This window comes from Methanoculleus nereidis, assembly GCF_032944295.1.
Classification (GTDB): Archaea; Halobacteriota; Methanomicrobia; order Methanomicrobiales; family Methanoculleaceae; genus Methanoculleus; species Methanoculleus nereidis.
The window spans coordinates 360,033-377,784 of sequence record NZ_JABFFQ010000001.1; the positions used below are offsets into that span (position 1 = coordinate 360,033).

The following is a 17,752-nucleotide window of genomic DNA, read 5'->3' on the forward strand; positions in this document are numbered from 1 at the left end:
CATCATGTGTGGTATCGTTGGCATCGTCGATGCTGGCGGTGTCTCGTTTCCTCTGTACTATGCCCTGTACGCTCTCCAGCACCGGGGGCAGGAGAGCACAGGGATCTCTACTTTTGAAGGCAGGACCCTGCACACGCACAAAGCACAGGGACTCGTTGCCGAGGTCTTCAACAGTCAGACCTTGCAGGAGCTGCGGGGCAACGCCGGAATCGGACACGTCCGCTACCCGACAACCGGGTCGAAGGTCCCGGAGAACGTTCAACCGTTCAATTTCCGGTACCGGGGGCTCGATCTCTCGATCGCCCATAACGGCAACCTGGTCAACACGGCTGAACTCCGGGAGGAGTACGAGCACCGGGGGCAGATCTTCTGCACCACGACCGACACCGAGATCATCGGCAACATCATCGCCGATGCGCTCCGGACCTCCAAAAGCATGGAGGACGCCGTCCTGCTCTGCATGCGGCGGCTGCGCGGCTCGTACGCCACCGTGGCCCTCCTGAACAATACCGTATACGCCTTCCGCGACCCGCTCGGCATCAAACCGCTCTGCATCGGAAAGCTCGATAACGGCTACATCATCGCGTCGGAGAGCGTGGCGATCGATGCGCTGGACGGTACGTTCATCCGGGACGTGCGCCCCGGTGAACTCGTCCGGATCGACGAGTCCGGGCTCACCTCCATCCAGATCGCGACCGCGAACCGGAAGGCGTACTGCATCTTCGAGTATGTCTATTTCGCCCGCGCCGACTCGGTGATGGACGGGACGCTGGTCTACGACGTGCGACGCCGGATCGGGCAGAAACTCTACGATGCGAATCCTGTCGAAGCGGATACGGCCTGTCCGGTTCCCGATTCCGGGATCGCATACGCCGCAGGCTACGCCAAGCGCTCCGGGATCCCGTTTATCGAGGGGCTGATGAAGAACCGTTACATGGGCCGGACGTTCATCATGCCGACCCAGGAGCAGCGGGAGCGGGCGGTCCGGATCAAACTCAATACCGTTCGGGGAAACCTGAAGGACAAACGGGTGGTGCTCATCGACGACAGCATCGTCCGCGGGACGACCTCCCGGCGGATCGTGAACATGATCCGGGATGCGGGGGCCGAAGAGATCCATCTCCGGGTCGGCTCCCCGCCGATCATCGCCCCCTGCTACCTCGGGGTGGATATGCCCACCCGCACGGAGCTGATCGCGAGCGGCAAGGAGGTCGAGGCTGTGCGCGAAAGCGTCGGCGCGACGTCGCTCACCTATATTCCACTTGAGGATCTGGTGGAGGCGATCGGGTGCGGCGAGCAGAACCTCTGCACCGGATGCCTGACGGGGTGCTACCCGGTGGAGATCAATGGGGAGAAGAGCTGCCACTGTGTCGTGGACTACGTGGCCGGCACTCACCAGTCCGACCTCTCGACCTTCAGGGCCGGGAAGGAACAGACATAACACCTCTTTTTGTTGAGTTTCTGTTCCGGTATTCCCCGCCCTTCACCATGCGGGAGTGAAGTGCATCCCCGGGTCGATGATGTTCGCCGCACGGTGCGTTTCACCCGTCGCATGCACCCGCGCGCCAGGCCCTGTTACTCTTTTCGGGCTTACCAGGCGAGAACGCTCTGATTTTCGGGCGAAAAGGCTCCCTGGGGAGAAGGACCCGTATAGAACACCTCCGGGAGCGGAGAGTGAGCACAAGATACAAAATCACGTAGAATTGCTGAAGAACCGAGCATAGCGAGGGATGGATTTGAACCATCGATCTACGGGTTATGAGCCCGTCGGGATATCCTGACTACCCCACCTCGCTTCCCATCTGTGAGGTATATACCATTGTTTTCCAGGGTTTATATACTTTTGTGCGAGCCAAATTGCCGTAACCTGTGTTTCCGGCGCTCATGCTCCTGCACCGGTGCCTGACGGCGCTCGAGCTCTTGCCGCTCGCTATGCTCGCGCCAGTCACTCCTCCAATCATTTAATATCAACAGGCAGCATAATTTCGCTGTATGGAAGAAGAAAGGCCGCTGGATGACGACCTGCAACGTCTCCGGGAAGAGCGCCTCCAGGAACTCGAGGCACGGCTCACGGGTACGCCGGGTGGTGTCATCGAGATCATCGACGATACGTTCCAGGAGACCCTGCAAAAGCACCCCGCCCTTGTCGTCGACGTCTGGGCGGAATGGTGCGGCCCCTGCCGGATGGTGGCCCCGGTCATTGAAGAACTTGCGCGTGAGTTCGCCGGCCAGGTGACCTTTGGAAAGTGCAACGTCGACCAGAGCCCGGCCATAGCAGCGAGTTTCAGCATCACCGCGATACCGACGCTCCTGTTCTTCGCGAACGGCATGCTTGTCGACCGGGCGGTCGGTGCGTACCCGGAAGAAGTCATCAAAGCAAGGGTCGTGCGGGCCTTCGGTATCGGCTAGAGGTCCGCTCCCTGCCGGGACCTGAGCTGCCCGGAGAGCCGTGCGGCCATGACAAAATCGTTCCGGGAGAGCCCGCCGATGGCGTAGGTGTACCAGGCGACATCCACGAGCCTGCCTTCGTGGATGCTGATATCCGGGAAATGGTTCTCCCGCGCGGCAAACCCGGCTACCTCGTTGAGGAATGCCACGGCGTCACCGAACCCCTTACAGGCAAACCGGGCGTGGAGACGCCCGTCCACGAGCGACCAATCCGGGACCTCCGGCAGGAGGTCGGCGATCTCCCGCCGGTTCAGCGGTGCCGTATCCGCGACATCCGATCTGATCGCCTCAGACGAAAGATCCATGATGATCCCTCTCCGAATAGGGTGAAAAAGGTTATTCTTCGGCGCCGGCTCCTCAGGCGAGCTTCTTGATCAGGAATGCCACGTTCTCGGCGAACCGCCGGACCGTCCTTATCCCTTCTTCGTCGTTTATGGCTTCCCCCGGCCCCCTTCCAAAGACCATGTTCCAGTAGGTCGATCCCGGCACAATCATGTCGTTGATCAAGAAGAACATCAGCATCTCCTGGAGCGTGGCAGTATGCCCGCCACGTCGCGCCACGGCGATCGGCCCGCCCACCTTCCGCGAGAGGAACGAGTCCGACGACATCGAGACCATGCCGATCCGCTGCAGCACTGACATGACGTCGCCCCGCGCTGTCCCGAAGTAGACCGGGGCGCCGACGATGAACCCCCCGGCCTCCCGGAGTTTCGCGATGATCTCGTTTAAGCCGTCGTCGAGGGCGCACTCCCCCCCGGTGCAGAGGCCGCAGGCGGTGCAGGAAAGGATATGCATCTCGGCAAGCAGCACGGTCTCGGTCTCGATACCCTCGCGCTCGAGGACGTTTGCGCACTCCCTGAGCACCTGTGCGGTGTTCCCCTCGAGCCGGGGACTCCCGCAGAGCAGCACTACTTTTCCGGTCGACATCTCACACCTCGATCAGCCGGTAATCGGCATCCCCTAGCCCGATCCCGGCAGCGTAAGCGATCTGGTATTCGCCGTCCGTGTAGTTCCAGACCCCCTTAAACTTGTCCTCCCCGGGAGCGAGGTTCTCCGCGAGCAGTGTCCGGGAGAATCCCTGCTCGCTGTTGACGAGGTCGAAACTCGCGTGATCGATCGCGACCGGGTCGGCGGAGGCAAGGATCCCGATATCGGGGACGATCGCCGCGTCGCTCCAGGGAACACAGTCGCAGTCGGGAGTGATGTTAAGGAGAAAATTGATGTACCCGACCCTTTCGGGCTTGTCGCTGACGGCGCCGAGGGCGTACTCACAGAGCCGCTCGATGAACGGCCGGATCTCTGTCGTCCAGTCGAACTCGATCGCGCCCGTCGGGCAGGAGCGCATGCAGTCGCCGCACCCGACGCAGTGCTCCGGGTTGAGCACCGCCTTCCCGTTGGCGAGGGTCATCGCTGCCTGCGGGCAGACTGTGGTGCACTTCCCGCACCCGCCGCACCGCTCGATCTCCACGAACGGCCGGCCCGCGTGCTGCTCTGCCTTCCCCGACGGCGGGGCGCAGCCCATCGCCAGGTTCTTGATCGCCCCCCCGAACCCGGCGAGATCGTGGCCCTTGACATGCGAGAGGACGACCATGCTGTCGGCATCAAGGATGCTCCCGGCGATCCGGACGCTCTCGAAGTGCTCCCCGCCAATGGCGACCTCTCTCCAGTAGCCGCCGCGAAGGCCGTCGGCAATGATGACCGGGGCGCCGGCAACCGCGTAGTCGAATCCGTGCTCGATCGCAGTGACGGTGTGCCTGACGGCATCGCCCCTGCTCCCCGCATACAGGGTGGCGGTATCCGTGATGAACGGGTGCGCCCGGCGTTCTTTCACCTTGTCGACCACCTGCCGGGCAAAGAGCGGGTGCAGGTAGGTGTCGCAACCACGTTCCCCGGCGTGTAGTTTGACAGCCGTAAGGTCCCCCGGCTGGACCACCTCCGCAAACCCTGCCGCGTCGAAGAGACGGCGGATCTTCTCGCTTTTGCTTTCATGGTGGCTCCTTGCCCTGAGGTTCGCGAAATACACGTCTGCCATCAGTCTCTGCTCCCTCTTTTGGTATTCTGGTTGCCGGGGGATAAGAATTGTGCCGGCTACAGCCCGGCTCTCCGGAACATCGGCCGGACCTCTGCGCCCTCCATGTTTCCTGCCGCCCAGACATAGCGCTCCCGGATAGGGGGAGGCAGGTCACGTTCTGGTATCGAAATGAACCCGAACTCCGCGTAAAATCCGGCAAGGCTCTCGACCGCATACATGTAGAGGTCGTCGTTGTGGCAGGCCACGACCAGAGCGTTCATCACCATATGGGCATACCCCCTCCCGCGGAAGGCCCCGGGCGTGAAGACGCCGTCGACTTCCATGCTGCCGTCGGGATGCCTTCTGCATCGGGCGAGAGAGACGATCCGCCCGGAAAGGAAGGCCGCAAAAACCCTGTCCCACCCGGGGTCACCGATCACGCCGTGGTAATCGCGCCAGACCTCGTTCGCCGCAGGGAACTCCGCACTCGTTAATTCACGGACTTCCGGCCGGACTTCGTCCGCCTCGATCTCTGGAAGAGCAATTGTCGTCATTCCTATCACCTCAGACAATTCTGCAACCTTCGGACGGCACGAGGATCTCAAACCTCGCGCCCGTTCCGAACGTCCCGGTCTCGCGGATGGCGATCCCGGTAATCGCGAGTATCTCGTGGGCGAGGAAGAGGCCGTGCCCGTACCCCTCCGCGTTCTGAACAAAAAGCTTCTCCTTCTCCTCATTGGGGATGCCGGTCCCGTCGTCCTCGACGATGATTGCGCACCCGTCCGACCGCAGCTGGTAGGTGACGACGATCCGGGTCACCCCGGTCGCCGGGTCAAGGGCGTTCTCAAAGAGGTGGGTAAAGACCGTCGCGAGATGGGGATCGGCGAAGACTTCGAGTCGTTCTGTCCATGCCTGGAGGGAGACGGGGCCGAAAGAGAGACCCGCGGCCGCGTTCCTGATGGTCTCCTGCACGGGGATCCATGCCGGGGGGGATGTCCCGATGTCGCGGAACTCGCGGGAGATCTCGATCTGCCGCCGGATACCGTTTGCAGCCTCGTGCAGGTCGTCGATAAATGAGAGAACCTCGGGGTCGTCGAACTTCATCACACCTACCGAGAGGTGCCCGTACAGGACTGCAAGCCGGTTCGCAAGGTCGGTGCGCAGGATTCCTGAGAGGGTGTTGAGCTGGCGACTGGCGTTCTGAAGCGCAGCCTCCATCATGACCTCGTCGCTGACGTCCCGGATGGATTCGATGGCTCCGGCGACCTTTCCGTTCCGGTCGAGGAGCGCAGTCGCTGCGAGCCGGATATGGGATCCTCGCCCGCTCCTGAGATGCGGGGTATGGATCTCCGATATGAAGACGCCCCCCTCTCTCCTGACCGATGGATATCCTGCCTCGGGGTCGCCCTGCAGGATCCTGTCTGCGAGCAGCGGCCGCTGCTCATCGTAAAAGGGTACAGCGTACTCGTAGTCTCCTCTGCCGAGCATGGCGTTCTTCTGTAACCCGGTCATCTCTTCGATCGCGCGATTCCAGGCGATGACCTTTCCCTCACGGTCGATGGCGAAGGTCGCATCAGGCAGGAACTCGATGATCTGGTTCATCTGCTGCTCGGACTCCCGAAGTCTCGTTGCGAGGAGCGCGACCACGCCGCCGACGAGGACAAGGAAGATCGCACGGGGAAGGATGGTGAGAGCGAACAGCGGAGCGGACGGGGAGAGGAGGAAGACCGTGACGGCATAGATGGCCGCAAGGCAGATAGAGAAGAGGACGCCGCGCCGCGGGTACCAGTAACTCGCGAGGATGATGGGGATGCTGAGCGGGAGGGCAGGGAGGGGGAGGAGTCCCTCCGGGGCGCCGAGAACCATGCCGAGCAGGTTTCCGCCGAGGGTCAGCGCGGTCAGTCCGGTGATGAGCGCGATCCGGTTCCGTGTGCTGGAGAAGGACATGGCGAGGGGGGTTCCGGTGTTCATGGAAGGACCTGCGGTTTTTGCCTGCACCGGGAGTTCGCTCCCGGGCGGCTGCGTTCACCCTGTGTGCTGGCCGCCACGGATCACCTCCGCCGGACAGAGAAGTTCGAACCGGGCTCCCCTTCCCGGCTCGCCCGTCTCCTGGATGGTGATCCCGGTGATGGCGAGGATCTCGCGTGCGAGGAAGAGGCCGAGGCCGGTGTTCATACCGTGCGCGTAGGAGAAGATCTTCTCCTTCTTGTCGGGAGGAATCCCCACACCGTCGTCTTCGCAGAGGATGACATATGTGTCGCCCTCCCGTTTGATGCTGAAGGTGATGGTGGTGACGTTCCCTCCGTAGCGAACGGAGTTCTCAATAAGGTTTGCAAAGACCTTCTCGACGAGCGGGTCCGCGTAGATCTCCATCCCTGCCGGAACGGCGTTCTTAAGGATCGCCGTGTCCGCCGGGATGTACTTCCCCGTTCGCTCCACGAGCGTTCTGATCTCCTGCCAGAGGGGAGGTGCCGCCCCTACCTTCTGGTATTCGGCCGTAAACCTGAGGGTGTTGCTAATCCGGTTCACCATCTCGCTCGCGCTTTCGATGTGGCGCCACGCGTTCTCCGGTTCCCTCTCACGCAACGCCCGGGCCAGGTCAAGATACCCCCCGAGCGCCGCGAGCTGGTTCAAGAGGTCATGACGGGTGATGCTCGCCATGAGCTGGAGTTTTCTGTTGGCGTCCGCAAGCGCCCTCTCCACGCGCCTCCGTTCCTGGTTCTCCTCCGCAAGACTCTCGTTGCTGCGCGAGAGATCCTCGACGGCCTCCCGGAGCTGATCGTTTAAGGAGTGCAGCTGCTCCTGTGCCTCCTGGAGCTCGGCGTTCTTCGCCACCGCGACGGTGTACGTCGAGAGGAGCGTGTTCAGTATCTTGAGCCTCCCGGCAGCGATGGTGTAGGTGCTGCCGGAGAAAGGAACCTCCAGCTCCGCGAGGGTGGCGTCCGGGTCGGGTATCTCCCGCGTCCGCAGGACGGCGTCGATCTGGGAGCGGACAAGCCCCGGGTCGACGGGCTTGACGATGAAACTGTCGGCACCGGCGGCCAGCCCTTTCATCACGTCGGCGGGGTCGTAGAGGTTGGTGACCATGATGACCGGGATGGACGGAAAATCCTGCTTGATCCGGCGGCAGAGATCGTAGCCGTCCATACCGGGCATCAGGATGTCGGTCAGGACGATATCGGGTCGGACGGCCTCAATCCGTCGTATCGCCTCGATGCCGCCCCCCGCCAGGGTTACATTGTATCCTTCCGTCTCGAGAATGTGGCGAATGAACTCCGCCTGCGTCCGGCTATCCTCCACCACCAGAATGTCCAGCGTCGGTTTTTCGTGTCTCTCTTCCATATCTACCTGCCTCCTCTCGTTCAGCGGCAGCACATCAGACGGCGAATCATGCCGAGAAAGTCTCCTGTTTCAAAGCTGCTCTTGACGATATAGGCATCCGCCCCGACCGCTCTCCCCCACTCCCTGTCTTCAGGCGAGTCGAGCGACGTGACCAGCACCACCGGAAGATCAGCCATCTGTCGGCCGCCGGCACGTATCTTCTCAGTGAGCGTAAAACCATTCATTCGGGGCATATCTACATCCGAAACGACCATATCAAACTCATGCTGCTTAAGCCTTGCGAACGCATCGGCGCCGTCGACGGCAGTCTCTACCTGATATCCTGCCTGTTCGAGAATCGTCTGCAGCAGGGCCCTTGATGTAACCGAATCCTCCACGACAAGGACACGCTGCCCCGCCTCTCCCGGGGGCATGGGGGGAGTTTCCGGCCGATCCGCCTGCGTTGCATCCTGGATCAGCTCGAGGGGGTCGAGAACGAGCGCCACGGTGCCGTCCCCGAGGATCACGGCTCCCTCGACCCTCCGGACGGAGCACAGCTGGCTCCCGAGCGGCCGGACGATGATCTCCTGCGTCCGGATCACTTCGTCGACCATGCAGGCGATCCGGCCCGCACCGTATGCGATGATGACGAGGGGCGTCGGCCGCGTTTTTTCCGGACCGGGGGAGGAGGGGGCGATCCCCAGGATATCAGCGAGCCGGACAACCTCAATTGTCTCTCCTGAGAGCTGGATCATCGGCCGGCCCCTGGAGAGGGTCAGGGTGTCCTGTCGCACCCGGAGGACCTGCTTCACCTGCTGCATCGGGATGACGTACGTCTGCTTCTCCGCCCGGACAAGCAGCCCACGGAGGGTAACCATCCGCACCGGGACGGTCAGGGTGATCGTCGTCCCCCTTCCGGCGGCCGAGGAGGCCGTCACCTCTCCCCCGAGACGGGACACGGTATCCTCCACGATCGCAAGCCCGAGCCCCCTTCCCGAGAGTTCGGTGATGATCCTGCTCGTCGTCATCCCCGACCGGAAGATGAGCCAGATCGCCTCGCTGTCTGTGAGGGCCGCGTCCTCGTCCTCCGTGATCACCCCGTTCTCGACGGCAGTTTGCCGAATCACTCTGCTGTCGATGCCGGCACCGTCGTCGGCCACCTCGATGCCGACTCTGCTGCCGGAGCGGGGAAAGACCCGGATCCGCACAGTACCGGTGGCGGGTTTCTGCCGGGATACCCTAATCTGTGGGTCCTCGATCCCGTGGTCGATGCTGTTCCTTATGAGATGCATGACGGGCTCTTTGAGGGCATCGAGGATGCGCCGGTCCACTTCGATTTCTCCCCCCTCGATCGTGAGGTCGACCGATTTTCCTGAGGTGCGGGAGAACTCTCTTACGAACGCGGAAAATGGCGTGAGCATGCTTGAGGCCGGGAGCAGTGCGGCGTCATGGATCAGGTCGGAGATCTCGGAGGTGCTCGCCTCGAGTGCCGACCGGTCGATCTCCATGGCGCGTAGATGCGTCGCGAGGTCGTGCTGCAGGTAGGTGACGAACTCCCGGTTGTATTCCAGGAACTCGACCGCCCGCTGGAGAGGCAGGACCAGGTCGGGGGGGATCGCTGCTTTCTCCTCACCGAAGACCTTCCTGCGGATCAGGTGCAGGTCGTTGAACGCCTGGGAGTGGTTCCATTGCCAGAGGGCAAAACGGCCCGTCATCTCTTCAAGCTCGCGTATCCGCTGCGTGATGAAGAGCCGCGCCGTGAGGAGGTCGTCGGCCCCGGCGGTAAGCCTGTCGAGTTTTTGGGCTGCAATCCGCACCGTGCCTCCGTCCGGGCCCGGTTCACCGCCGTTGTGGCCCACCGCTGCTCCGTGGGTGTGGTCTTTCCGGGAGGCCGGGCCCGGTTCGTCCCCGGCAGGCCTCTTGCCGCCGGGGATGGCCCGAAGCGCCGCGATGATCTCCGTCGTCGGGGTATCGGGCCTCTCTTCCCCAAGAAGGCTCTTTATGACCGCAATTGCCTGGTGGAAGAGGTCGAAGCCGTCCGCTCCGGGAGCGTACTCGCCCCGTTTCATGAGCGAAAAGACAGTCTCGAGGTTCTGGCAGATGGACTCGATCTCCCGGAGGTTGACCGCCCGTGCGGCGCCTTTCAGGCTGTGGGTCGTGCGGTAGACCCGTTCGACCAGTTCGGGCTCCAGCCCGGCTTTCTCGAGCTCGATCAGCCCTCCGGTGATCGCTTCAAGGTACTCGTCCGCCTCCTCCCGGAACATCTCGAGGAGGCGGGCGCGGAATGCTTCGTCCGATCCGGTCATGGCAGGTCGTGCTAGACCCGGTACTGCTGGGTGATCCTCTTCAGGCGTTCACCGAGCTCGTGCAGGTCCTCGGCGGTCTTCTCCGCCTTGTGGGTGGTTTCAAGGTTCTTCTGTGCTGCGTCGCGGATGTTCTCCATTGCACCGGAGATCTGGTCGACCCCGGAGGCCTGCGTCTGAATCGAGGCGGCAATCTCGATGACCTCCTGCGAGGTGTCCGCTATCGACCGGGCGAGCACCTCGATCGCCTCCTGCGCGTTGTTCGTCAGCCGGGCCGCATCTGCGACAGACCGGATCCCCTGTTCGGTCGAGGCCGCGGTTGAGGAGACCCCCTGCTGAATGTCGGTGAGGATGACCCGGATGTTTGAGGTCGCTTTCTTCGACTGCTCGGCAAGATTATGGATCTCGTTTGCAACGACTGCAAACCCTTTCCCGAACTCCCCGGCCTTCGCGGCTTCGATGGAGGCGTTCACCGCCAGCAGGTTGGATTGTTCGGAGATGTCGGTCACGGTCGCGATGATCTCGCCGACAGCCTGACTCTGCTCCGAGAGCCTGATGACGTTCATCCGGACGATATCCATCTCCCGCTGGATCTGGTTCATACCCTCCAGGATCTCGCGCACGGACTTCTGGCCGTCCTTTGAGACGTCGAGCGCCCGCATCGCTTTCTCAGAGACGCCTTTTGTCTTCTGGTTCACCAGTTCGGTCTTCTTCCTGACGCTCTCAACAGAATCCGAGGTCTCGTTCACCGTTGCGGCGGTCTGTGAACTGGCCGCGGAGAGCTGTGTCGTGACCGCCAGGATCTCGTTCGATGCGAGAGAGAGGACTGAGACTCCTTCGTAGAGTTCCTCGCTGATCAACTTCATCAACCGCGAAAGTTCGATCCCGATGGTGTTGAGGGCGTCGCGGTAGGCGACGAACTCTCCGGCAACCGGGATCTTCTCGTCGAATCGGGCGGTAAAGTCGCCGGAAGCATAGAACCTTGCAAGCCGCATCGCCTCGTTCACCGGCTCGGTAATCGATTCGAGGGTCTTGTTGAACCCGGCGATGATCATCCGGTAGCCGCCGCGGAACGCCGTCTCGTCCCCGCGGATAGAGAGGTCGCCGGCGCGGGCGGCGTCCGTGAGTTTGAGCGTCTCCTTATGGAGGTGGTCGAGGGACTGGACCATCAGCGCGAGCGCGGGCCGGATCTCGTCGCCCTCGTCGGTGACCGGAAACTCCTGGACGTACTCTCCGATGGCGATCTTCCTCAAGTTCCCGACGACGTTCGTCTGGAGGTCGCCGGCAAACTCGTCCATCGTAGCGGCCATGACACCGATCTCGTCCTGCCGCTTGATGTTGAGCCGGGCGGAGAGGTGCCCGTTGCGGAGTTCTTTAAGCATCAGCACGACCTGCTGCAGGGGATCGGAGATCGAGCGGCCGAAGAGGAAGGCTATGGCGACGCCGATGGCGATGGACGCGAGGACAACAACGATGATCGTGTTTCGTATGGTGTCGATCGGCCCGGTGAAATCCGAGAGTTCGGCACGCGATACGATATGCCAGTCGAGCGGCTCGAAGTAGGTGTACGCGTCGATCATGTCGGTCCCGTCGACCTGGTGGCGGATGACCCCGACCTTATTCTCGATCATCTCCTCGACGAAGTCCTCGTTGGACCAGTCCTCTCCCTCCAGAGACGGGTGTACGAGCAGTTCGCCATTGCTATCGATGACGAACATGTAGCCGTTTGTGCCGATGACCGTCTCCCGGAGGCTCGCCTTGACGACATCGAGCGTCTCTTCCTCCTCCGTCCCGACGAAGAGGACACCGACAGTCTTCCCGCTGCTGTCCTTTATCGGTTCGTATGCGGTGACGTAGCGCTTCCCGAAGAGGTCCCTGCTCCCGTAGTAGGTCTCCCCCTGGTTCACCACGACGTCGTAGACGTTCTGAGTCAGTTCGGTCCCGACCGCCCTTGAGCCGTCGGTCCCGATGACATTTGTGGAGACGCGGACGGCATGGTCTTCGTTCACCTGGAAGACCGTCGCTGCCCCGCCGACCAGAGACTGGACCTGGTCGACGATCTCGAAGTTGCCGTTGATGATGTACGCGTCACCGTTGTCGTTTATCAGCGCCAGCTGCCCGTCGATGACCTCTGGCGTGCCCCGGGCGTAGAAGTTCTCCCGGAGCACGTTGAGGTCGCTGTTCACCTTGTTGCGCGTGAGTTTGTAGACGTCGTTGGTCCATCCCCTCGCGTCATGCACCTGCGTCTCAAGCAGCGTCTCGATCTGGTCGTTGATCACACCGCTCGAACTGGAATACGCTACCAGGCCGAGCACAAGCGTTGGGATGATCGCAAGAAAGAGGCAGATGACGAGGATCTTCGTCCCGACCTTCATGTCTGAAAAAAATGTGAACATGGTGTATCCGTTCCACTCACTCTGTATGGGTAATAGATTGATGCACATGGAGGGTTAAATAATGATCCGTCAGTAGAATGGCGAGTTTGCGCCGCGCTGCATGGAAAATCCGAGCATCCTGGCGCTACTTTCGGGTTTCGCGGATCACCATTGCGGGGTCGGCCAGGATCGCCGCTGCATCGAGGACGATCTGCGAGCTTTCTGTAGTGCCGAGGAGATAGCGCTCTCCGATTGGCGTCACATCGGGACCGACGGGAGCAAGGTCGCCGGCTGGCGTGGTGCCGATATCCGTGATATAGTCCGCGAGAATCCCGAAGGTCATCGTCCCGTCGGAGAGCACGATGACCCGGTTGAGGTCGGTCAATCCGCGCTCAGGCATCGAGAAGAACCGCGAAAGGTCGACGATGGAGATGATCTCGCCTCTCACGGCACAGATCCCGGCGATGAAATCGGGTGTCCCGGGCACGGGGGTGATCTCGCGGATGATGAAGGCCTCTCGGACGTACCGTGTCTCGACGGCATACTCCCGGTTGGCAATCCGAAAGGTAAGAATTTCCGAAAGCGCGGTCTCGCGCGGCTCCTCTTCCGGCTCGCCAATCACTCGCGCCCGGTTCGCGAGGATCGCGCCGGCCGCCCCGGTCTCCGGGGGTGCCTCCTCATCGGCCGGGAGGCGCGGGAGCCGTCCGATCGCGTCCCCGGCAAGGAGGGCATGGAGATCGCGGATGAGAACTGTCCCGTCGTCGGTGAGCAGCACACCGGTCCCGTCCCCGTCAGGCGGCACCGCCTTCTCCTGCACCCCGCGCACCCCGTCCACCCGGAGGGCCGCGCAGTCCCGGTCGGGGCTGACGATGATGAGGACCTCGGTGGGGAGGGGCGGACGGTCCGGAAGGCCGAGGAGGTTCCTCAGGGAGTAGACCGGCACGGTCCTGCCGTGTAGGTTCATGGTGCCTGCCGCCCCGGGATGCCCGTAGGTTTCGGGTGAGAGCGCCACCATGCCGACGACCTGCCGGACTGCGGCGAGCGGGAGAGCGCATGTCACCCCTGCAACGGTGCAGAACAGGAGGTATGAATGGTTCATCGGGTGCTCGAAGATTGGTCCCTGGCGAATAAAAGGTTGCGGGGGTCAGAGCTCCGAAAGGTCGATGATCGCATTCGAGGTGGTGGCGGAGATGGTCGGGCCTCCCTGGCCGAGCGTGCCCGAAACACGGGTTCCCGACGACTCCTCGAGCTGGAGCGCGAGATCGTTCACTGCTATCCTGCCGTTCGAGGTAGTCGCGACTATCCGGGCGTCGAGGCCCTCCGCGAACCGGAGCGTGATGGGGCCGTTGCTCGTCCTGATATCCACGTCACCCCGGACAGCGGGAATTTCCGCAGATATTGGGCCGTTTGATGTATCCAGATCTGCGACCCCTCCGGCCCCCTCCACCGTGATAGGGCCGTTGCTGGTTCTTGCGGTGACATATCCTTCGGCACCGCGCACCTCGATCCCACCGTTCGAGGAGGCTGCAGTGAGATTGCCACCGCGAGCGCCGTCAACCCGCACGGGACCGTTCGACGTCCGGAGGTCCGTTTCGTTTACCTGCACCCCGGAAAGTTCGATAGGGCCGTTCGAGTTCTCGACGCGCTCGAGGACGACGGTGGGCGGCACATGTATCGTGTAACTCACGCTCACCCGTGGGTTGAGCCCGGTATGCACCGTCTCAATCCTGAGGGGGTCGCCCTCCGTCACCATGATCTGGACCTTATCGAGTTCACCCTGGCCGTAGGCGGAGCGTTTGACGGCACTGACGGCGACGGTGTTCCCCTCCTGAACATCCAGAGTCACGCCCCCGTTGCGGTTGATCACGGTGAGGGCGCTCCCGGGCTCCACCGTGATCGTCCGGTTGAACTCCTCCGTCGCCTCAAGGCCCGGCACCCCGGTGCATCCAGGAAGAACGGTGAGGGCGGCGAGAACGATGAGGGCCAACGATGCACACACGGTTTTCTGCATGGTCACCTCTCTCTCTCAGTTTTCCATTATGTAACTACCGCCTTCTGAAACGTCTGGCGGGCGAGGAAATACATCACTGCTGCAAAGGCGACGAGGTAAGCGAATGATGCGAGGACGTCGGCCGTGGTGGTGGTGTAGTGGGCACCGACGGCGAAGAAGTCGCCTCCGAGGGCAAAGTAGCGGACACCACTGACCAGGTGGGTGAGCGGGTTGTAGATCGAGAGGGCCTGCAGGATCGGCGGAAACGCCTGGATCGGGTAGAGGGCGTTCGAGACGAAGAAGAGCGGCAGGGTGAGGAGCGTAATGATCCCCTGCAGCCCTTCGGGGCTCTCAAGACGCATCGAGATGGTGGAGGAGAAGAGTAGGAACCCGAGCGAGAAGACGCCGACGAACGCGAATATCCCGAGGATCGAGAGGACGATCCGGACGGCCGGAAACCCGGGAAAGAACTGCACTCCCATGAGGAGCCCGAACGCCATGATAATCGTCACCTGGATAAACGACTTTGTCATCCCCGAGAGACTGACCCCCAGCATGATGTGGGTCCGGGGCATGGGGCTCGCGAGCATCTCCCGCATCAGCCCCCAGTTCTTGTCGAAGAGGAGGCTGATCCCTCCGAACAGGCTCGTAAAAAGGGTCGTCATCGCGATCACCCCGGCGCCCATGAAGGTGAGGTAATCGACCGAAAAGACGCCTGACGGGGCGGGGATGGCCGAGGCGAACCGGTCGAGGTTCGAGGACATCGCGACGCCGAAGAAGGCCATCCAGAGCGCGGGCTGCAGGAGCGATGCAAGGAGCTGCGTCCTGAACCGGACAAACCGGATCATCTCCCGCCAGTAGACGGTGAGGAACTCCCACGCCATCCTCACGCCCCCGTATCCCGCAAATCTCTCCCCGTGTAGTGGACGAAGACATCGTCCATCGTCGGTTTTTTCAAGTTCACACTCGAGATCCCAATCCCGGCGCCCCGCACCGCGTCGATTATCTGCGGGAGGCAGTGGCTCCCGTCGGCCGAGATCGTGACTGAGAGGCCGCGTGGCGACTCCGTGACCGACCGGATCTCCCCGATCCCCCGGAGCGTTTCACGTGCTCTCCTGTCGTCTTCGGTCTCCAGGTAGACAACATCCTCACCGAGAGCGTTCTTCAGTTCCTCCGGGGTGCCGGAGACGATGATCTTGCCATCATCAATGATGCTGATCCGATCGGAGAGCATATCGGCCTCCTCCATGTAGTGAGTCGTCAGGAATATCGTCGTCCCGGACTGATTCACCTGCCGGATGTACTCCCACATCCGCATCCGTGTCTGCGGGTCGAGCCCCTGTGTCGGTTCGTCCAGGAAGAGGACCTCCGGCCGGGTCATCAGCCCCCGGGCGATCTGGAGCCGCCGTTTCATGCCCCCGGAGAGGTTCTTCGTCCGCTCGTCTCGCTTGGGGCCGAGTTCGACGACCCGGAGCAGGTCGTCGATCCGCCGCCGCCGTTCATCCCGGGGGATGGAGTAGAGCCGACCGTGAAACTCCATCGTCTCCCGGACGGTGAGGTCCCGGTCGAGCACGTCGTCCTGGAAGACGATGCCGATGGACTCCCGGACCCGTCCGGGTTCCCGCGCGACGTCGTAGCCAGCCACCCGTACGGTGCCCTTCTGGAGCGGGAGGAGCGTTGTTAAAATATTGATGGTAGTGCTCTTTCCCGCGCCGTTGGGGCCGAGGAAAGAGAAGATCTCCCCTTTTCTGACGGTGAAGCTGATGCCGCGCACCGCCGCAAAACCGTCGAACGTGTGTTCGAGGTCCCGCACCTCGATGATATCGTCCCCTTCCATTGATCACCATCTGCTCCCACGCTCTTGCATCCTCATGCACGGTGTGGTCATATCTCCTTTTCCCCCCGGATGCGGCTGACCGCCCGGGAGATCGCATGATCGCTGTTTCCCTACCCCAGTTGTAGCCCGGGGTGCCGGTCCGTGCGGTAAATGCACCCCGGCATCCTTTCTGCGGCCGAGACCTGATAGATATTCTCAAATACCAAAACTCCCCATCCATGCTCGGAGACGGCATGTACGGCTGCTGCTTGTTTACCCAGAGAGGCGATAAGCGGGTTCGGTTGGCATGTTGCGCTGTTCCCGGCACCGGCGCGCCGGAGCACGAGGAGCAGGCGGGAGGGTGGCGGTGACCCCGCCATTCCGGGTGTCCCTCACCCTCCTTGTCGTAGCGCTGGCGCTTGTGCCGACAGCAGGCGGGCTCGTGGTCGACAACGCCGACCTGACCCCGGCGGAGGTGAATCTCCTCTTTGCAATGCGGGAGTATACCCTGACCTACAACGAGTATGCCGACCGGCTGCCGGGATGGGTGACAGGACCGTTTGAGGACGAGAAGGTCAACCTCTATGTTACGTCCCCCGATGGTGTGCTGGTCATCGGGATCACCTTTTATGACCGCAAAATTGTTCAGTTCGACGTAAAGGGGTGCCCGGACCCGATCGTCACCGTGACCACCGATTCTGCGACGGTGGAGGAGGTCATGGTCTCCGACCGGCCGTTCGACACGTTCCGGGCGGCGATGCGGAACGGCACGACCACGATCGAGGGAAATAACTTTCTTGGTGCGTTGCGGTCGGGGATGGTCCGGTTCGGGCTCCAGGTGATGGACATCCTCAGGCTGTGAAAAGTTGTAAAAGGTATTATTGGCGGGCTGCCGCCCTCATAATCCCGCGAGGCGTATGCAGACCCCAAGGGTCAGCCCCGACATGGAGGATGTCGCTGAGAGAGCCGCGAGCACGACAGCGTTCATCAGCGGCCCGGTCCTGAGCGGGGTATAGGTCGGGTTGCGTTGCAGTCGCCGCACTACCCTGAACGGTTTCGCGGTCGTTGAGATGGGAGATCTGTAGCGTCTGATTCTCATGTAAACACCCCCTGGCGGGTAGATAATGTTTCCTGAGTGTCGGTTGTTGCCTCGAATATTAATCGTTGCGGTTTCGCTTTTCGGGCGGAGCGGTCAGTCACCCCGGCAGGAGATTGAGGCCTATGTTTTCCCGGATCAGGGGTTTGGACTGGTTTCTGTCCCGAACACCCTGAGCTCTGCCCGCGGCAGGTTTATCCGTTCGCCAGCAAGAGGACTCATAAGATGCATCGATACGCAAGAACCCTCCTCTACGGCATACTGGCGTTTGCCGTCTATACCGGGATCAGCTTCATCGTCGGCGGACGGGTGAACTGGATCCTCGCGGCAGCGACGGCCGTCGGAGTGATGATCGCTGAGTTTTTCGTCGTGTCACGGCGGAGGCGGTGAGG

At 62.1% G+C, this 17,752-nt stretch carries 17 protein-coding genes and 1 tRNA gene; 4 read left to right on the top strand and 14 right to left on the bottom strand.

Features of this window, described 5'->3' with window-relative positions; all coding sequences use genetic code 11:
- Positions 1 to 4: 4 nt before the first annotated feature.
- Positions 5 to 1,441, top strand: a complete 1,437-nt coding sequence (purF, locus tag HL657_RS02050) for an amidophosphoribosyltransferase (RefSeq protein WP_317295176.1) — start codon at positions 5 to 7, stop codon at positions 1,439 to 1,441.
- A 280-nt stretch (positions 1,442 to 1,721) separates the two neighbouring features.
- Here purF and HL657_RS02055 read toward each other — a convergent pair.
- A tRNA-Met gene (locus HL657_RS02055) sits at positions 1,722 to 1,796 on the bottom strand.
- A gap of 196 nt (positions 1,797 to 1,992) precedes the next feature.
- Between HL657_RS02055 and trxA the strand changes: the two genes are divergently transcribed.
- Complete coding sequence (gene trxA, locus HL657_RS02060; protein WP_317295177.1) at positions 1,993 to 2,409, top strand: thioredoxin; 417 nt, start codon at positions 1,993 to 1,995, stop codon at positions 2,407 to 2,409.
- On the opposite strand, the gene HL657_RS02065 is transcribed toward trxA, so the two are convergent.
- The 12 genes from HL657_RS02065 to HL657_RS02120 form a co-directional block, all read right to left on the bottom strand.
- Positions 2,406 to 2,753 (bottom strand): 4a-hydroxytetrahydrobiopterin dehydratase, encoded by a 348-nt coding sequence (locus HL657_RS02065; protein ID WP_317295178.1) that lies wholly within the window; start codon positions 2,751 to 2,753, stop codon positions 2,406 to 2,408. The genes trxA and HL657_RS02065 overlap by 4 nt on opposite strands.
- Positions 2,754 to 2,805: 52 nt before the next feature.
- Positions 2,806 to 3,375, bottom strand: coding sequence for a flavodoxin family protein (locus tag HL657_RS02070; RefSeq protein ID WP_317295179.1), 570 nt, complete (start codon positions 3,373 to 3,375; stop codon positions 2,806 to 2,808).
- 1 nt (position 3,376) lies between these two features.
- Complete coding sequence (locus HL657_RS02075; RefSeq protein ID WP_317295180.1) at positions 3,377 to 4,480, bottom strand: DUF362 domain-containing protein; 1,104 nt, start codon at positions 4,478 to 4,480, stop codon at positions 3,377 to 3,379.
- 56 nt (positions 4,481 to 4,536) lie between these two features.
- On the bottom strand, positions 4,537 to 5,013 hold the full coding sequence (locus HL657_RS02080; protein WP_317295181.1) for a GNAT family N-acetyltransferase: 477 nt from the start codon (positions 5,011 to 5,013) through the stop codon (positions 4,537 to 4,539).
- A gap of 10 nt (positions 5,014 to 5,023) precedes the next feature.
- Entirely contained in the window at positions 5,024 to 6,430 is a 1,407-nt protein-coding gene (locus tag HL657_RS02085) for a PAS domain S-box protein (RefSeq protein WP_317295182.1), read from the bottom strand.
- A 54-nt stretch (positions 6,431 to 6,484) separates the two neighbouring features.
- Complete coding sequence (locus tag HL657_RS02090; RefSeq protein ID WP_317295183.1) at positions 6,485 to 7,801, bottom strand: hybrid sensor histidine kinase/response regulator; 1,317 nt, start codon at positions 7,799 to 7,801, stop codon at positions 6,485 to 6,487.
- A gap of 20 nt (positions 7,802 to 7,821) precedes the next feature.
- The gene (locus HL657_RS02095; protein ID WP_317295184.1) at positions 7,822 to 10,086 is read right to left on the bottom strand and encodes a hybrid sensor histidine kinase/response regulator; all 2,265 of its coding nucleotides are present in this window, start codon (positions 10,084 to 10,086) and stop codon (positions 7,822 to 7,824) included.
- Between the two features lie 11 nt (positions 10,087 to 10,097).
- Positions 10,098 to 12,479, bottom strand: coding sequence for a methyl-accepting chemotaxis protein (locus HL657_RS02100; RefSeq protein ID WP_317295185.1), 2,382 nt, complete (start codon positions 12,477 to 12,479; stop codon positions 10,098 to 10,100).
- A 124-nt stretch (positions 12,480 to 12,603) separates the two neighbouring features.
- The gene (locus HL657_RS02105) at positions 12,604 to 13,557 is read right to left on the bottom strand and encodes a chemotaxis protein CheW (protein WP_317295186.1); all 954 of its coding nucleotides are present in this window, start codon (positions 13,555 to 13,557) and stop codon (positions 12,604 to 12,606) included.
- Between the two features lie 45 nt (positions 13,558 to 13,602).
- Entirely contained in the window at positions 13,603 to 14,469 is an 867-nt protein-coding gene (locus HL657_RS02110) for a DUF4097 family beta strand repeat-containing protein (protein WP_317295187.1), read from the bottom strand.
- A 26-nt stretch (positions 14,470 to 14,495) separates the two neighbouring features.
- Positions 14,496 to 15,332 carry an ABC transporter permease gene (locus tag HL657_RS02115; protein WP_317295188.1) on the bottom strand — a complete coding sequence of 279 codons (837 nt, stop codon included), beginning with the start codon at positions 15,330 to 15,332 and terminating at the stop codon, positions 14,496 to 14,498.
- 2 nt (positions 15,333 to 15,334) lie between these two features.
- On the bottom strand, positions 15,335 to 16,285 hold the full coding sequence (locus HL657_RS02120; RefSeq protein WP_317295189.1) for an ATP-binding cassette domain-containing protein: 951 nt from the start codon (positions 16,283 to 16,285) through the stop codon (positions 15,335 to 15,337).
- A 346-nt stretch (positions 16,286 to 16,631) separates the two neighbouring features.
- Between HL657_RS02120 and HL657_RS02125 the strand changes: the two genes are divergently transcribed.
- Positions 16,632 to 17,126 (top strand): hypothetical protein, encoded by a 495-nt coding sequence (locus HL657_RS02125; protein WP_317295190.1) that lies wholly within the window; start codon positions 16,632 to 16,634, stop codon positions 17,124 to 17,126.
- Between the two features lie 36 nt (positions 17,127 to 17,162).
- On the opposite strand, the gene HL657_RS02130 is transcribed toward HL657_RS02125, so the two are convergent.
- Positions 17,163 to 17,363 (bottom strand): hypothetical protein, encoded by a 201-nt coding sequence (locus HL657_RS02130; RefSeq protein ID WP_317295191.1) that lies wholly within the window; start codon positions 17,361 to 17,363, stop codon positions 17,163 to 17,165.
- Positions 17,364 to 17,585: 222 nt separating this feature from the next.
- Here HL657_RS02130 and HL657_RS02135 point away from each other — a divergent pair, with 222 nt between their 5' ends.
- Positions 17,586 to 17,750: a hypothetical protein gene (locus HL657_RS02135; RefSeq protein WP_317295192.1), complete on the top strand. Its 165-nt coding sequence runs from the start codon at positions 17,586 to 17,588 to the stop codon at positions 17,748 to 17,750.
- Positions 17,751 to 17,752: the final 2 nt, after the last annotated feature.

Excerpts from the sequence above, each read along its gene's own strand:
- purF (WP_317295176.1), top strand. The coding sequence starts at position 5 with ATGTGTGGTATCGTTGGCATCGTCGATGCTGGCGGTGTCTCGTTTCCT.
- trxA (WP_317295177.1), top strand. The coding sequence starts at position 1,993 with ATGGAAGAAGAAAGGCCGCTGGATGACGACCTGCAACGTCTCCGGGAA.
- HL657_RS02065 (WP_317295178.1), bottom strand. The coding sequence starts at position 2,753 with ATGGATCTTTCGTCTGAGGCGATCAGATCGGATGTCGCGGATACGGCA.
- HL657_RS02070 (WP_317295179.1), bottom strand. The coding sequence starts at position 3,375 with ATGTCGACCGGAAAAGTAGTGCTGCTCTGCGGGAGTCCCCGGCTCGAG.
- HL657_RS02075 (WP_317295180.1), bottom strand. The coding sequence starts at position 4,480 with ATGGCAGACGTGTATTTCGCGAACCTCAGGGCAAGGAGCCACCATGAA.
- HL657_RS02080 (WP_317295181.1), bottom strand. The coding sequence starts at position 5,013 with ATGACGACAATTGCTCTTCCAGAGATCGAGGCGGACGAAGTCCGGCCG.
- HL657_RS02085 (WP_317295182.1), bottom strand. The coding sequence starts at position 6,430 with ATGAACACCGGAACCCCCCTCGCCATGTCCTTCTCCAGCACACGGAAC.
- HL657_RS02090 (WP_317295183.1), bottom strand. The coding sequence starts at position 7,801 with ATGGAAGAGAGACACGAAAAACCGACGCTGGACATTCTGGTGGTGGAG.
- HL657_RS02095 (WP_317295184.1), bottom strand. The coding sequence starts at position 10,086 with ATGACCGGATCGGACGAAGCATTCCGCGCCCGCCTCCTCGAGATGTTC.
- HL657_RS02100 (WP_317295185.1), bottom strand. The coding sequence starts at position 12,479 with ATGTTCACATTTTTTTCAGACATGAAGGTCGGGACGAAGATCCTCGTC.
- HL657_RS02105 (WP_317295186.1), bottom strand. The coding sequence starts at position 13,557 with ATGAACCATTCATACCTCCTGTTCTGCACCGTTGCAGGGGTGACATGC.
- HL657_RS02110 (WP_317295187.1), bottom strand. The coding sequence starts at position 14,469 with ATGCAGAAAACCGTGTGTGCATCGTTGGCCCTCATCGTTCTCGCCGCC.
- HL657_RS02115 (WP_317295188.1), bottom strand. The coding sequence starts at position 15,332 with ATGGCGTGGGAGTTCCTCACCGTCTACTGGCGGGAGATGATCCGGTTT.
- HL657_RS02120 (WP_317295189.1), bottom strand. The coding sequence starts at position 16,285 with ATGGAAGGGGACGATATCATCGAGGTGCGGGACCTCGAACACACGTTC.
- HL657_RS02130 (WP_317295191.1), bottom strand. The coding sequence starts at position 17,363 with ATGAGAATCAGACGCTACAGATCTCCCATCTCAACGACCGCGAAACCG.
- HL657_RS02135 (WP_317295192.1), top strand. The coding sequence starts at position 17,586 with ATGCATCGATACGCAAGAACCCTCCTCTACGGCATACTGGCGTTTGCC.